The sequence below is a fragment of the Marinomonas sp. CT5 genome (genome assembly GCF_018336975.1).
Lineage (GTDB): Bacteria > Pseudomonadota > Gammaproteobacteria > Pseudomonadales > Marinomonadaceae > Marinomonas.
This window is the reverse complement of record NZ_CP025572.1, coordinates 402,628-417,849: the sequence shown is the minus strand read 5'-3', so window position 1 is coordinate 417,849 and position 15,222 is coordinate 402,628. Positions and strand designations below refer to the sequence as shown.

General features: G+C 41.5%; 13 protein-coding genes. 7 read left to right on the top strand and 6 right to left on the bottom strand.

Features of this window, described 5'->3' with window-relative positions; genetic code table 11:
• Positions 1–3: 3 nt before the first annotated feature.
• Entirely contained in the window at positions 4–1,545 is a 1,542-nt protein-coding gene (locus C0J08_RS01990; RefSeq protein WP_212654468.1) for an acetolactate synthase large subunit, read from the bottom strand.
• A gap of 253 nt (positions 1,546–1,798) precedes the next feature.
• Complete coding sequence (locus C0J08_RS01985) at positions 1,799–3,211, bottom strand: aldehyde dehydrogenase family protein (RefSeq protein WP_212654467.1); 1,413 nt, start codon at positions 3,209–3,211, stop codon at positions 1,799–1,801.
• 473 nt (positions 3,212–3,684) lie between these two features.
• Here C0J08_RS01985 and C0J08_RS01980 point away from each other — a divergent pair, with 473 nt between their 5' ends.
• Entirely contained in the window at positions 3,685–4,428 is a 744-nt protein-coding gene (locus C0J08_RS01980) for an IclR family transcriptional regulator (protein ID WP_212654466.1), read from the top strand.
• A gap of 54 nt (positions 4,429–4,482) precedes the next feature.
• Here the strand turns inward: C0J08_RS01980 and C0J08_RS01975 are convergent, their stop codons facing one another.
• The 3 genes from C0J08_RS01975 to C0J08_RS01965 form a co-directional block, all read right to left on the bottom strand.
• Positions 4,483–5,964: a tripartite tricarboxylate transporter permease gene (locus C0J08_RS01975; protein WP_212654465.1), complete on the bottom strand. Its 1,482-nt coding sequence runs from the start codon at positions 5,962–5,964 to the stop codon at positions 4,483–4,485.
• A gap of 9 nt (positions 5,965–5,973) precedes the next feature.
• A complete protein-coding gene (locus tag C0J08_RS01970) occupies positions 5,974–6,408 on the bottom strand; it encodes a hypothetical protein (RefSeq protein ID WP_212654464.1) in 435 nt (144 codons plus the stop codon).
• A 223-nt stretch (positions 6,409–6,631) separates the two neighbouring features.
• Positions 6,632–7,576: a tripartite tricarboxylate transporter substrate binding protein gene (locus tag C0J08_RS01965; RefSeq protein ID WP_212654463.1), complete on the bottom strand. Its 945-nt coding sequence runs from the start codon at positions 7,574–7,576 to the stop codon at positions 6,632–6,634.
• A gap of 473 nt (positions 7,577–8,049) precedes the next feature.
• Between C0J08_RS01965 and C0J08_RS01960 the strand changes: the two genes are divergently transcribed.
• The 3 genes from C0J08_RS01960 (at position 8,050) to C0J08_RS01950 (ending at position 11,018) form a co-directional block, all read left to right on the top strand.
• Positions 8,050–9,189 (top strand): ornithine cyclodeaminase family protein, encoded by a 1,140-nt coding sequence (locus C0J08_RS01960; protein ID WP_212654462.1) that lies wholly within the window; start codon positions 8,050–8,052, stop codon positions 9,187–9,189.
• 50 nt (positions 9,190–9,239) lie between these two features.
• Positions 9,240–9,662: a RidA family protein gene (locus C0J08_RS01955; protein WP_212654461.1), complete on the top strand. Its 423-nt coding sequence runs from the start codon at positions 9,240–9,242 to the stop codon at positions 9,660–9,662.
• A 63-nt stretch (positions 9,663–9,725) separates the two neighbouring features.
• Positions 9,726–11,018 (top strand): NAD(P)/FAD-dependent oxidoreductase, encoded by a 1,293-nt coding sequence (locus C0J08_RS01950; protein ID WP_212654460.1) that lies wholly within the window; start codon positions 9,726–9,728, stop codon positions 11,016–11,018.
• 244 nt (positions 11,019–11,262) lie between these two features.
• On the opposite strand, the gene C0J08_RS01945 is transcribed toward C0J08_RS01950, so the two are convergent.
• Positions 11,263–12,225, bottom strand: coding sequence for a helix-turn-helix domain-containing protein (locus tag C0J08_RS01945; protein ID WP_212654459.1), 963 nt, complete (start codon positions 12,223–12,225; stop codon positions 11,263–11,265).
• A 469-nt stretch (positions 12,226–12,694) separates the two neighbouring features.
• On the opposite strand from C0J08_RS01945, the gene C0J08_RS01940 reads away from it, so the two are divergent.
• The 3 genes from C0J08_RS01940 to C0J08_RS01930 all read left to right on the top strand — a co-directional run.
• Positions 12,695–14,119, top strand: a complete 1,425-nt coding sequence (locus C0J08_RS01940) for an APC family permease (protein WP_212654458.1) — start codon at positions 12,695–12,697, stop codon at positions 14,117–14,119.
• Positions 14,120–14,299: 180 nt separating this feature from the next.
• Complete coding sequence (locus C0J08_RS01935) at positions 14,300–14,827, top strand: cytochrome b (protein ID WP_212654457.1); 528 nt, start codon at positions 14,300–14,302, stop codon at positions 14,825–14,827.
• Positions 14,828–14,964: 137 nt separating this feature from the next.
• On the top strand, positions 14,965–15,222 hold a 258-nt coding region (locus C0J08_RS01930), incomplete at its 3' end, for a helix-turn-helix domain-containing protein (protein ID WP_212652675.1).

Here is a 15,222-nt window from a genome sequence, read left to right as displayed (position 1 = left end):
ACCTCACAAAGACATTTCAATTAAACGCGGTGCTTTAGAATCACATGCGGCTTTAAAGGCATGCGCTAACTCTGCATTGGTTTCAACACGAACTGCCTCAACACCGTACCCTTTAGCTAAAGACAACCAATCGACACGGGGCTTATCCAACACAGTTAAGGCAATGGAGTTCGAACCAAATTCTTTTACTCCATAGCGACGTAATTCATTTTGTAGGATGTTGTATTTGTGGTTAGCTGCGATAAGAATCACTACGGGAAGATTCTCGCGGGCGATACTCCACAAAGTTTGAATGGTGTATTGAGCACTACCATCAGATTGCAAACACACAACGGTATTGCCCGGCTCAGCCAATGCGGCACCAAATCCTGCGGGTAGACCCTGACCTATGGCACCACCAGTATTGGTAATCACTCGATGACGAGCAGAAAGAGCTGACTCGGTAAAAAATGGGTAACCACAAGTGCCACCTTCAATAGATACGATACAGTCGTCCGGCAAACCTGTTGCAACGACTTTACCGATAGAATCAGGCGTCAATGCTTCATTTGCACTTGGCAAAGGGATCGTGCCAGTTAAATCTTTATGAGCTGGCGCATTGAGCAATTCAGCCAACGCTTCCATTGCTCCAGATACGTCTTCACCTACTTCCGCCAATGTCACCAAACGATCCACTTCGGCTAAACGAGATGGCAACCCTTCATAACCAAAGTAAGAGATTGGCTCAACCACTCCAGCACAAACCACTTCGTCGAATTTTTCTAATTCAGCAATAGCTTTTTCTGGAAAATAAGGCAGACGATCAAGATCTGGCAAACCACCGCCACGATGCGAAATGCGTGGGAAAGTTTCCGCAAACATTTTAATGCCTGGAAGCTGTCCAACTCGACCTGCAGCTTTCAAGCCTTTTTCATCAAGTCCATTATCACCAACGATAAAGACCAAACGCTTGCCCGCTTTGATACGTTCAGCAACAGCTTCAACATAATCCGTTTTAAAGTGACGCTTAGGAGGCAAAATAGAAACATTTGGCATGCGATCTGATAATTCTTTGGCTTGCAAATCCATCGGTAGAACAAGCGTTGAAATAGACCCAGAAGGTTGCCAAGCAGAACGCATTGCTGCGGCAAAATCTTCAACTATGCGATCAACTGATTTAGAGGTACGAAAAAAAGTAGACACAGGGCGAGCCAAAGATTCGATATCGCTTGCTAACGGCGGATCATAATTCACATGCCAAGAAGCATGATCCCCAACTAAATTAACGATTGGGCTATTTGCGCGACGAGCATTATGTAAATTGGCAATCCCATTGGCGAATCCTGGCCCCAAATGAGTAAGTGTCAACGCTGGGCGTCCAGATACACGACCGTAGCCGTCAGCGGCACCAGTACATACTCCTTCGAACATACTGAGAACGGGGCGAAATCCTGGCTCACTATCCATAGCAGCTACAAACGGCATCTCAGTCGTACCTGGGTTAGCGAAACAGTACTCAACACCTGAGTCGACTGCGGCTTTTATTATTGCTTCTGCACCATTCATAGAAGAACCTCTTTATTTAACTTATTCTCACATTATGCGAAAATACAAACATTTGTCAACGATTAAAACACCTATTATTTGATAATAATTGATAAATGTAAGATTTTCGTATTATTGGCCCTCTTATTTTTTCCTATTCGACGGCTTCTAATCTCAAAATCAGAGAAAAATAAAACCAAAAAAAAAGCAGCGATAGCGGATGAACCACTTTCGCTGCCTAAACAGGGAGGACACTTAGCTGTAAGCAAAAACTCTATTTGTTGATGTGAACCACCTGTAACGTAGTAAATTCCAGTAAGCCTTCTTCACCAAACTCCACACCAAAGCCAGACATTTTGCATCCGCCCATTGGAATGTTTGGCTGAATCTTGGCGTGAGTGTTGACGAAGGTGGTACCACACTCTAGACGAGAAGCGATCTCTGTAGCTTCTGCTGTATCTGGTCCCCAAACAGAACCATCTAATCCAACATCGACACCATTAGCCATTTCAACTACATCGTTAACATCGGTAAACTTAATAATTGGAAGAGCAGGGCCAAACTGCTCTTCTTTAACTAAAAGAGCATCATTGGAAATATCAGCAACAAGCGTTGGCGGGTAAAAATACCCTGCACCTTCAAGTGGCTGGCCACCCGTTAATATCGTCGCGCCACGTTTTCGCGCATCATCAACAAAGCTCGCAACCAATTCTAACTGGTCTTTATTCTGGACCGGGCCAAAGTTGACACCTTCATCCATACCATTACCAACAACCTGTTCATTAGCAGTAGAAACCAATGCAGCACACATATCTTCATAGACAGACTCATGAACATAAAGACGCTTAATAGCACCACAGGTTTGACCCATATTGAGGAATGCGGCAGCAAAAATTTCGCCGGCGACTTTCTCTACATCGGTTCCTTTTAGAACAATCGCGGCATCATTCCCGCCTAATTCCAACGTAAGTCGCTTCAAATTATCAGCCGCACTACGCATTACCGATTGACCCGTTTCCGTTGATCCAGTGAAAACAATCTTACTAATCTGAGGATGGGAGGTAATACCGCTGCCTATGCCACTTTGGCCAGTAATTATATTTACAACACCTTTAGGCAGATGATTGTTCATAATCTCTACCAATGTGATCGTACTAAAGGGCGTTAATCCAGAAGGCTTGTTAATAACAGTATTCCCAGCTCTTACTGCGGGAACAATATGCCAAATAGCAATCATGAAAGGCCAGTTCCAAGGGGTAATAGAACCAACAACACCAAGTGGCTTATGATGAATTTCAATGCGTTTAGTGTCTGTTTCTTCGGCTACTTTTACTGGGATATCCTGAGAAGCTGTGTATCGCAACCATGCCACCCCCGCCTGAACCTCACCCATTGCAAGAGCAAAAGGCTTACCTTGTTCAGCGACAATCAGAGCAGCAATTTCACTGGCGCGCGCTTCTAATTCATCACCAATTTTATGGAGCGAGCTTTTACGCTCTTCATGACTAGAAACCGACCAGCTTTTGAAAGCAGTTTGCGCCGCCTTTACAGCTTCATCTAATTGCGATTTATCAGCATTAGCACAAGTTGCCACAGTTTCAAGTGTTGCTGGGTTCTTCACGCTAAAAGGCGAATTATTTCCTTCTACCCAATCTCCATTAATAAGAAATTTAAAATGACGATTCATTGCTTACCTCCACATAACTTGCAATGCCTAACTAGACAGTAATGGCATCGAATAGAAAAAATTAACTAAGCAGCACAATCAGAATGTTTCATTCAGTCTAATTAATCCGCCTCAACAAGAGACCAGATCAGCCAAAAAGCAATCATCAACCAAAAGCACAATGTAAGATTTATGCCACACAAAAACTACCATGTAAACAACTTTAAATCACATATTTCTCATAATAAGATAAAAATTGTAATTTTTTACAATAAATTCTGTCATCTAATAATAAGCAATCGCAATATGAGAATTTAAGTACTTTCAGTGTACAAACCAGAAGGAAAAAGCAAAAAAACTAAGGCGTGAAAAAATCTCACTATGTGAAAAAAATACTAAAATCAAAGTGTTTTTGACACCAAGCATCAAACAATTGATCAAATAACGCTATCGAACATATAATCTATCAATTCATCTATTACCAAGGAGTGTACGTGTCCAGTCTCAATAAAATGTTAAATGTCCTCAATATTTTTGGACCTAACTCCCTCGTCATCAATGTGGATGATATTGCTAAGCAACTGTCCCTTTCACGTGCCACTGCTTACCGATACGTACGTGAGCTTTGTGATGCAGGACTATTAACCCGTATAGATACTAGCTATACATTAGGCCCCAGAATTATCGAACTTGACTGGATGATGAGACAACATGACCCTCTTATTTCACATGGTCGTGAAGTCATGGCCGAGCTATCAAAAAGCACAGGTCTTACTGTCTATATGAGTGTGTTTTACGATGGTCACATCATTAATACTCATATTGAATCAGACATTAAAAAGTATGGCTTTACCTTTGGCCGAGGCCGCCCGTTGCCCATTTTTAAAGGGGCACAATCTAAAGTACTGGTCGCTCTCCAGAAGCCCAATCGCCTCAAAAAAATCTATGATGAACAAATTGAACCAAATGACGAATACAGTCTTACTTGGAAAGAATTTAATGCTGAAACCAAAAAAATCCGTAAGGATGGCTTTTGTATCACTCATGATGAGTTAAATTTAGGTTTAACAGGGATTGCCGCTCCCATTCTCAACCTTGAAAACGATGAAATTATTGGAAGCATTGCCTTTGTAGGAACCACAAGCTCATTCGAACTATTTCGCCTGGATGCAGTAGTAGAGCGTTTAAAGCTTGCGACTGCGACCATTGAGAAAGGCGCACATTTAGACAACGAATAATGTGGATCACAAAGCGGGGCTTATACCCGCTTTGTTTCATTGCTCATACTGTTGTTAACCCCGTGACTGCCGTATTTTCCCAATAATAAATATCGAAATAGAAATCACTGTTAACGACAGCAATATCACGCTGATAGGGCGTGTTAAAAACATCGTCATATCACCATTCGAAATCCCCATAGACTGCTTTAACCGCGTCAAAAATACGGGACCTAAAACCATGCCTAAGATGATGGGTATCCCTGGTATACCGTTACGTCGTAGAACATAACCAATGACAGCAAAAAACAAGGCAATTAAAGCGTCTGAAGCTTGATAATTCTGACTATAGCTACCCACAAAACCTAAAATAAGAATCACAGCACCAATAAATTTACCACTGATTTTAGTGAGCTTAACCATCCAACGTGTCGCGAAAGTTAAATAGATAAAAGCCACAATATTCATTAAAAACAATGATATATAAAGCCCGGAAATAAACTCAGGACGTTCTGCAAATAAGGTTGGACCTGGAGTATAATTATGGACAGTAAACACCGCTAACAACATCGCCATCAAAGCATCTGCAGGAATACCGAAGGCTAGCAATGGCACCATTACAGAAGCGGTGACCGCATTGTTTGATGTCTCAGAAGAAATTAAACCTGCAGGATTACCTTTACCAAAGCTGCCAGGGTCTTTAGAGAATTTTTGCGTCAAGGTATAAGAAAAAAACTGCGACCCGAACTCCCCTACACCAGGCAATAAGCCCATGAACACACCCAAAGCAGCGGAACGAATCACTACAATTTTATGTTTTAACAAATCAACAAAGCCACCAAAATACCCCGTTCCTTCTAACTTGGTCTCAAAACTATCAGGTCCTTTATTAGACAGCAGTACAAACGCCTGTGACATTGCAAACAACCCGATTACAGCAGGCACCAAAGGTACTCCGCCTAATAGCCAAGTTTGTCCGAAAGTATAAATAGGCGTATTAAATGAACGATCTAGACCAACAGAACCTAGAAAAATCCCAAACCCCAGCATTATGGCGGCAGAAAACACATGTTTACCATGAGCAAGCACCACAAATGTCATACCGAGTAAGGCCAACATTGCAAATTCAGGGGAGCCAAATTTCGTTGCTACTTTCGCCAAAACTGGTGCCAAGAACACCAAGGAAGCAACACTAATAATTCCACCAACAAATGAAGAAGTATAAGCGATGGATAAAGCACGCTTCCCCTCTCCTCGTTGCGACATAGGATAACCATCATAGGTTGTTAATACTGCTACGGGAGTTCCAGGGGTATTCATTAGAATCGCAGGAATAGCCCCTCCATACCAAGCACCACCATAAACACCCACCAACAGCATCACACCAGCAAGTGGATCCATAGAAAAGCTTAAGGGTAATAAAATTGCAATTACCCCAGCCGGCTCCAATCCAGGAATAGAACCAATGGTAATACCAATGATTGCCCCAAAAACGATCGCCATAATCACATTTAAGTGGGCGACCTCATTTAAACCTAATAAAATCGAGTCAAACATATCAATGACCTATAAATACATATTGCAAAAATCGGCTACTGAATCAGGTAATAAGCCGTAAAGCCAAACATCATCCATCCATAAGCCAATTACAACTCGAAAGATCACCACAATAGCCACGGCAGTAGCACAAGCTACCAATCCCCAATATCGATCCAGTTTTTTTGCAACAAACAACATAAACAACAGCAAGACTAAGTTCGACGGTAAAAAGCCAATGAAGCTCAACGCATGAATATAGAGGTAAAAAGACCCAACTGCCCAAAATGCAATACGATGAACTGATACCATTTGAATTAAATAATGAAGAACAACGGAAAGTGATAAGAACCTTAAAAACACGAAAGACTGAACCACTTTAATAAAGGACAATAGGGTCATTATTGACAGACCTATAGCGGGACCAAGCATAGGCTGAAGATACCAACCTTTATTATTAAACACCTTTACTTCATCGCCAATGAAATACATAAGAACAGCACAACAACAAAAAAAGATGAAATAGAATGGTAATGTCTTTGACTGCTCTACCATCTCAGCGGTCATTTCATGACTTTTTATACCTAGAAAAAACCTACTGCCCATACTCGCACCCGCTTACCTAATTTCTTCCTACCCCCTAGAAAGATTTCTAGGGGGTCTGTCTCTCTAATTTTTCATATTGCACTTATTGCTGAAGGTATTTCACCAGTTGATTACTAAGGAAGGTTTCTTCCTCTATACGTTTTTTAGCGTCTTCTGCATCTTGCCAATAAACAACAGCACCAGTTTCATCTGCGATACTTTTCACTTGCGGAGACTTCAGCGCCTTCTTAGCAATTTCAGCAATACGCTGCTTAACATTTTCAGGAGTACCTTTTGGTACAAACAGACCATTCCAAGTTGTTAACGGAATACCTGCAACTTCATCCAGGGTGGGCACATCTGGAGATAAATTAAGGCGAGTAGACGTAAAACTGGTTAGGATTTTGACGTCCCCAGATTTCAAGCAAGCCAAAATTAACTGTGTCGTCGTATTAATTACATCTGCATCGCCATTCGCCAGTACTGAACAATTTGTTGCATCAAATGGAGCATTTGACGAGAAATTAATATTCAACCGATCCGCTGCTTGAAACGTCATAGCTGTAGGACCTGCTTGATAACCAAAATGCCCCAGAGATACGTTATTAGATTGCGAATAAGTCGCTAACTCCGCCATTGTGCTATATGGCGCATCACTTTTTGCAGCCAACACAAATGGGTAATCTAAAAAGATGCCCACTGGTTCAAAAGTATCAAAATCCCAAGGGACACTTTTTGTTAATACCTTAATCGTCAACAAATCATTCACGAAAGAACCAATGGTTAAACCATCTGGTTTTGCTAAAGAAACTTCAGTTGCCCCAACCACGCCACTACCACCAGCTTTGTTTACAACCGTTGCAGGTTTACCAGTTTCTTTGGTCATTTCTTCAGCAATAATACGCGTCAATACATCCTCAAGGTCTCCAGGAGGCCAAGGCACAATAAATTTAACAGGGCGCTGAGGGTATTCAGCCATAGCAAGTGGCGACAGCAATGTCGCTCCCATCAATACTCCACTGGTTAACAATTTAGTAATTTTTTTCATACCTTTCTCCAAATACAAAATGAGTAATAACCTAGTCAAAAGCAGTCTAAAAAGCGTCTATTGAGTAATCCTTCTCACTTTTTTAGAAAAACACCTAAAAACAAAATAGAGAATTATATAAAAATAAACAACAAAAAAATCACTATATTTTCACATAATTATCATATTCAGAGATTTTGACACCAAAAATACACTCTCAAACCAGCCAAAAATTTCCATCATTGTGACAAAACAAGATCCCAATAACCTCTAAGTCATAGGTCTAGGTAATGACTCATTCATTCCACCACCTTAACCAGAACACTACTCAATGCATAAAAAAACAATGAGTGCAGCCCAACAAACTCATAAATTAATAAAACATCAAAACAAACACTAAAATTCACTTCAAAAAACTATATTTTTATCGTATTGTGAGAATGGAGGTCATTCAATACCTCATTAAAACAACAATTATCCTATGAGGTGATGTTATGCCAGAGAACTCTAAGATCGATTTTATTTACCTTTCAGAACCAGACATGATTAAAGCTGGCGTTACGGATATGCCTCGCTGCGTAGATACAATGGAAGAGATGTTTGCTCTTTTATACAAAGGCGATTATCGGATGGCGGGGTCTAATAGTGATTCACATGGAGCACTAATTACATTTCCTGAAGAATCTCCTTTTCCAACCATGCCAAAACCCACTGCAGACCGTCGTTTAATGGCGATGCCTGCCTACCTTGGCGGTGATTTTCAGACTTCTGGAGTTAAATGGTATGGCTCCAATATTGCCAACCGAGACAAAGGTTTACCTCGCTCTATCCTCACCTTGATTCTTAATGATATTGATACAGGCGCGCCTCTTGCCTTTATGTCTGCAAATCTTTTATCCGCCTATCGTACAGGAGCAATTCCGGGCGTTGGTGCTCGCCACCTTGCTAGAAAGGATTCTAAAGTGATTGGTTTACTTGGCCCTGGCGTAATGGGCAAAACTACTGTCTCCGCCTTTATGTCTGCCTGTCCTGAACTAGATACCATCAAGATAAAGGGCCGTGGTCAAAAGAGTCTCGATGACTTCATCGGATGGCTAAAAGAAACCTTCCCACAAATCAGCAATATTCATATCGTCGATAGCATTGAAGATGTCGTTCGAGGCTCAGACCTTGTCACTTACTGTAATTCTGGTGAAACAGGGGACCCATCCACCTATCCAATTGTTAAACGCGAATGGGTAAAACCCGGTGCCTTTTTGGCAATGCCTGCCAGCTGTTCTTTAGATGAAGGAATGGAAGGACCAGGAGTTCGTAAGGTATTGGATAATACGCGCCTATACGAAGCATGGTTTGAAGAGTTACCAAAACCAGCCCATAACTGTGTTCCTTTAGTTGGGGTTCGTTTTATGGATCTAATTGCCGAGGGTAAGCTTGATAAAGCCGAGTTGGAAGACATTGGCAAAATTATAGCGAACGAGGCACCAGGTCGTCAGACCGACGAAGAGATCATCATTATGTCTGTGGGTGGAATGCCTGTAGAAGATATTGCTTGGGCAACGGTGGTTTATCGCAATGCAATCGAAAAGGGTATTGGTGTGAAACTGAACCTGTGGGATATACCCGCGTTGCGATAAGCGAGTTCCCTACTTATTTGCCTTTTTATTCTATTTTTAGGAATACTGAAATGACCAAGATTACCAAACTAAAAACTGGTTCAAAACTGGAAGAATTAAGTAGCTATTCTCGCCTAGTGTGTGTAGACAACTGGATATTTGTTTCCAATACAGCTGGACGCAACCCAGACACAAAAGAAATTCCAGACGACGTACTTGAACAAACCCATCAAGTTTTCAGTAATGTGGAAGCCGCACTAAAAAACGTTGGCGCCTCTCTTGCTGATGTAGTGATGTCACGTGTCTTCATTCAGAACCCTGAAGACACTCCTGCCGTAATGACACTTATCGGTGAGAAGTTTCGTGGAGTCGACCCTGCCACAACGGTTACTTGCCCACCATTAGGTTCATCCATTTATAAGATGGAATTGGAAGTTACCGCATATCGTGGCGCTGCAAAAGCTGACATTGAAACTATTACTGTTGCTCAATAGAACCAAATTGGAAGGCGCCACATGTCAGTTGCAGCCTTCCAAATACTCTTCAGGAAACGAATTATGACTAAGACACTTGATGCTATTCATACACAGGATGAACTACCTGAATCAACTACGGTGGTGATTATCGGCGGTGGCATTATTGGCGTGACAGCGGCCTTAACGCTAGCAGAACGAAACATCCCTGTTGTATTAATTGAAAAGGGTCATATCGCTGGAGAGCAATCTTCTCGGAACCTAGGCTGGATACGTAAAACTAGCCGACACCTTCACGATGTACCTCTCGCTCAGGCCGCAGATAAACTCTGGAAAGAAATGCCTGAGCGCATCGGTCAATCCGTTGGCTATAAAGAGTCTGGCATTATGTTCCTCGCCAAAACCGAAGAACAAGTTGCTATGCATGAAGCATGGTTAAAGTCTGTTGAATCTCTTTCATTAGATTCAAAAATGCTCAGTTTAAAAGAAATTAATCAGCATGTTCCTGGCGGACAAAACGAATGGCAAGGTGGAATTTATACCCCTTCCGATGGACGCGCAGAACCTTCGATAGCCACAACTGCCATGGCCAGAAAAGCCATCGAAAAAGGGGCTATTATGGTGCAAAACTGTGCGGTTCGAACACTCTCAACTAAGGGAGGAAGAATTAGCGGTGTCATGACTGAAAAGGGTGAAATTCGCTGTGATCAAGTATTACTAGCCAGTGGAGCATGGTCTCGACGCTTCTTAGGTAACCACGGAGTGTCCTTATCTACTCTACCATTGGTTTGTTCAGTATTAAGAACCAAACCAATGGAAGGACCAACAGACATCTCCGTCGGTGGCCCTGATTTTTCATTTAGGAAGCACAAAGATGGCGGCTTCATTATCACCCAGCGTGGAGCATTGGATGCTCATATTACTTTAGATCATTTGCTGATTGGATGGCGATATCTTAGCCAGATTCGTACACAAGGCGGAGTGTTACGCACGTCATTTGGTAAAGAGTTCTTAAAAGACCTGAAACTCGCCCGACGCTGGAAAGCCAATAGCCGTACACCATTTGAACAAATTAGAACATTAGATCCCAGTGCTAACCCTGCACTCAACAATGAAGCCTTAACCAATTTAAGAAAAGCCTGGCCTATTTTTGAGCAAGCAGAAATCGAAGAATCTTGGGCAGGAGTAATTGATATCACACCGGATTCAAACCCAATTATTGATAGAATAAGTGCGATTCCAGGTTTAACCATAGCGACAGGTTTTTCTGGACATGGCTTTGGAACAGGGCCAGCAGCAGGGCAATTGGCAGCAGACATTGTCACTAATGCAGACCCTCTTATTGATCCTAGCCCTTACAAGTTCGAGCGTCTTTAAGATCACCCTAAATCTAAATATAAGACCTTAGCTCATGCCAGTATACTTTGAGTATGCTGGCATTTTTTTGTCTTTTATGAAGACAGAATGAATCAAGGAAAAAGGCACAGGTTTTGACGATATCTGGGGAAAATTTAGTCATCTGTTCGTTTCCACGAACGCCGAATTTCCGTTTTCATCATGGCTTTTTAAACAGGTTAAGGCGGTGTTTTGCAGCATTAATAGTCAGTTTAACGTTTGACAATCAAACTCTTGCCTTGGCCCGAAGGGTATTTATAGTCTGCGAGGGGAGCTCACCGAATAAACGCTTATAATCACATGTAAACTGCGAAAGATGCCAAAACCCCCATTGAGTCGCAAGATCACAAATATTACTTTCCGGACATTCAAACATACTTCGTCGAACACTATTCAATCGAATATTCTTTAAGAAAATTGCAGGACTTTGCCCTGTCACTTTCAAAAAATGGTTCTGAAGTGCTCGCCGGGAGGTATGCGTAATCTGACACAGTTCATCAACGGTTATTGCGACATCGGGATGGCCTAAAATGATGTCTTTTGATTGGCATACGATTTCTTTTGCTTTTTGTCGAGAGACGCCCTTTCTCTCAGGAGTGTCATCTTGGGCTTGAAAGAGTAACAGCATTATTTCCCTGATATCACTTTTAAATTGCTTTATCGCTGCCTCTTGGTTAAGCAGCAATGAATATCGGCTCATACTATAGACAATTGAGCTAAATGCATTTCGAAAGTTTCGCGAAAGGGTCGAATCAATAAGCGTTCCGACTTTAGAGTATGGATGTTCTGTAAGACCAACTAATAGCTCTTTGGGAACACTGAGAACAAAAAGACTGCAGTCCTCAGGTGTTTGAATCATGATTTCTTCTTGAAAACCACACCAAGATATACCATTTTCTTGTATAGGCTTTCCGAACCAACGAGCCTCACCATTGAGCCTATTGAATACAGAAAAAGACAAACAATCTTTTCTTACCTCTCCATGCTGAAGCACCGACTTAGATAAACTCTCTTCAAATAGTTGTATCCCTTCCACCCAAATTTCTATTAAACCGCCTTCAAACTGTCCTTGAGAGAGTTGCTCATAATTCAACGTCCAATCCATTAGGGTGCTGCTGTGCTCAGATAGATTTCGTATGTTTGCTGAACTACGAAAAAAATTAGAGGATTGATTGGCCAAAATCGACATATGATTCACTTTTTACCTGTTAATTAACTTTACTAAAGCATAAAAAACAGCCCATAAAATGTTTTTCTAATACCAGACGCTGGTGCCACCTAATTCTGAGTACATTTTCCTTAAACCCAGTCTATCTCTAGTTTTACTCCATGTGACTGGATTGCGCCAGCTGTCTCATGACTCCCCTCTAGGCTCTATCCTATTCACCAAGTATCTGTGTCTTTTCATAAGCAGCAAACTGCTTTTTATCATTCCTCTAAGAGAGGAGGACTAGGCGCCTTTAATTAAAATAGTGCTACTAGCCGCTTACAAATAAATTAACACTTAAAAAACATAAAATCAGCCAAATAAACATAAAGAATTCTCACTTTGTGATATTTTTTTATTTTTTATTTGGAAATGTGCCGATTTTCGATAACGTACCCCATACCTACTAAATAAACTGAAATAACAATTAAAAACATTAGGAACCGTCAAGATGAAACAGACTACATTAAAAAAAGAGAGCTTAGGGCTATGGTCGATAGTGTTCTTCGTCATCGCCGCTGCTTCTCCACTAACAGGTGCAGTGGGCGCATTGCCTATTGCGTTTATGGCCGGAAATGGTGCAGGGATTCCTGGAATCTATGTAGTTGCGGGCATTCTGCTAACACTATTTAGCTTTGGCTTTATTGCCATGAGCCGCCATGTAATCAACTCTGGGGCATTTTACTCATACATCAGCAAAGGGCTTGGTCCTTCTGCCGGTTTAGCTGGTTTCTTTATTGCTATTCTAGCTTATCTGTCTATGGTTTTTGCTGTCAGCTCATTATTTGGCTTCTTTGCCAGCATTTTCTTATCAAGCAATTTCGGTCTAGATGTTCCTTGGTGGGTATTGGCGGTTGGTAATCAGGTTATTGTTGTTTTACTAGGTGTTGCCAAAGTAGAAATAGGTGGGCGCATACTTGGGGTTTTAATGTTACTCGAGGTAGCGATCATTCTGCTAGTTGACATTTTTATCATTCAACAGCCAATTGAAATGGAGTTCTCCTCTTTCACACCATCCGTTACCTTTGCTGGTAATGCTGGCGTCGGGCTCATATTTGCTATCTGTTCTTTCATCGGCTTTGAAGCCTCCGCCATCTACTCAGAAGAATGCAAAACGCCTGAAAAAACTATCCCTCGCGCAACACTTGTTGCTGTCGCAGTCATCACTATATTTTATGCTTTTACAGCATGGGCAATCGTTCAATACTTGGGTGGGGCTAATGTCGGAGCAGTGACGGCACAAGATCCAGGTATGTTCATCTACAACATTGCAGATCAGTTACTTGGCACTTGGGCTAGTCAAGTCATGTCTATCTTACTTATCACTAGTTTATTTGCGGCTACCCAAGCTTTCCACAATACTCTTTCACGCTACTTATTTTCTTTGAGTCGCGATGGCTTGTGCTGGAAAAAATTCTCGACTTTGCATACGAAATACCAAACACCCTATATTGCTAGCCTTGTTCAAGGTATCGCCATTATTGCAGGTCTACTCACCTTAGTAGCAATGGGACTTGATCCAATGGCAAATATTTTTGCGTGGTCATCTGCGCTTGGTGCCATTTCCATATTGGCATTACAGTGCACGGTTTCATTTGCCGTTATAGCATTTTTCATGAGAAACCCTTCTTTAGAAGCCTCTCTTTGGAGCCGATTGATTGCCCCTTCACTAGCATCCATTGGGATGGTCGTTTCTCTCTATATGGTAATTAACAATTTAGACGTACTGAGTGGCTCTGATTCACCCGTAGTAACTGCCTTACCATATTTAGTTGTCGCTTTTGCTGTATTAGGTTTTCTCATCGCAAAACGCTTGCATATGGCCAACCCAGACCGTTTTGCAAACATGGCTAAAGTCGTTGAAACTTTGAAATAATTTTTCAAAGCGCAGAAAACTTGAAAGGTGAGATTTAACAAACATTTCTCACCTTTCAAAATGCCGCAACGAAGAGTGACTAGTTCTTATTTTCTCCAGTAAGAGATATGAACTAAAAACATATATTCTTTGTTAGGCACCTCTTGTTTCCACTGACTAAAAATACAGAGGTACTACAAATTGAAATACTCTAAATCGTTCAGATTCATGCATTGGTTAAGCGCTTCCGTCGTTGTAATTTTACTTGCTTTAGGCCTTTATATGACACCTTGGGATGAAACTAGGCCTGAATTTGCAGATAACCTATATTATTGGCACAAATCATTTGGCGTACTCTTTTACATCCTAATTATGGTGCGTCTCTTCATGCGCAGAAAAGATAAATTGCAGCCACTCCCGGAGGGCATATCACCAATTGAAAAGTTTGTTGCGCGTCTTGCTCATAGAATGCTTTATATTTTAATGGTTGCCCTACCATTACTTGGCTATGTGCAATCTTCTTCTTACGAATACAGTACTGGTGTGCATTTCTTCTTTGTCGATTTACCTGAACTGATACCAAAAAATGATCGCGTATTTGAGATCTCAAATGCATTGCACAAATGGGCATCTTATTTATTAATGGCAGTTATCTCACTGCATATTTTAGGTGCATTAAGACATCGCTTTTTCGATAAGAAAAATGATGTTTTACATAGAATTTTATAAGCCTATTTAGCCTAGCCCAAACCTTGCGTTGCACTATTCCAAACGCATCAAATACAAAAGCCTCGCATTGTTCAATGCGAGGCTTTTTTCTAGCGACTGTCCCGTCCTGAAATAGGTTTACACCTAGGAGACCTATTATGGGGACATCAAGTAATACCAAGCGCAAGCGTACTCAACGTGACTACACAATGGGCTTTAAATTACAGATAGTGATGGCCGTCGAAAAAGGCGACATGACTTATAAGCAAGCTCAAAAAATCTATGGAATCCAAGGGCGATCAACGGTGCTGACTTGGCTTCGAAAACACGGCAAAATGGATTGGTCTACCAAAGTGAGGCTACCCATGTCTAAATCCCCGAAAGCCAAAGAGACACCTGCTCAAACAATCAAAAGA

Coding starts and splice junctions, on each gene's coding strand:
- C0J08_RS01960 (WP_212654462.1), top strand. CDS start 8,050: ATGCCAGAGAACTCTAAGATCGATTTTATTTACCTTTCAGAACCAGAC.
- C0J08_RS01940 (WP_212654458.1), top strand. CDS start 12,695: ATGAAACAGACTACATTAAAAAAAGAGAGCTTAGGGCTATGGTCGATA.
- C0J08_RS01945 (WP_212654459.1), bottom strand. CDS start 12,225: ATGTCGATTTTGGCCAATCAATCCTCTAATTTTTTTCGTAGTTCAGCA.
- C0J08_RS01965 (WP_212654463.1), bottom strand. CDS start 7,576: ATGAAAAAAATTACTAAATTGTTAACCAGTGGAGTATTGATGGGAGCG.
- C0J08_RS01950 (WP_212654460.1), top strand. CDS start 9,726: ATGACTAAGACACTTGATGCTATTCATACACAGGATGAACTACCTGAA.
- C0J08_RS01975 (WP_212654465.1), bottom strand. CDS start 5,964: ATGTTTGACTCGATTTTATTAGGTTTAAATGAGGTCGCCCACTTAAAT.
- C0J08_RS01955 (WP_212654461.1), top strand. CDS start 9,240: ATGACCAAGATTACCAAACTAAAAACTGGTTCAAAACTGGAAGAATTA.
- C0J08_RS01990 (WP_212654468.1), bottom strand. CDS start 1,545: ATGAATGGTGCAGAAGCAATAATAAAAGCCGCAGTCGACTCAGGTGTT.
- C0J08_RS01985 (WP_212654467.1), bottom strand. CDS start 3,211: ATGAATCGTCATTTTAAATTTCTTATTAATGGAGATTGGGTAGAAGGA.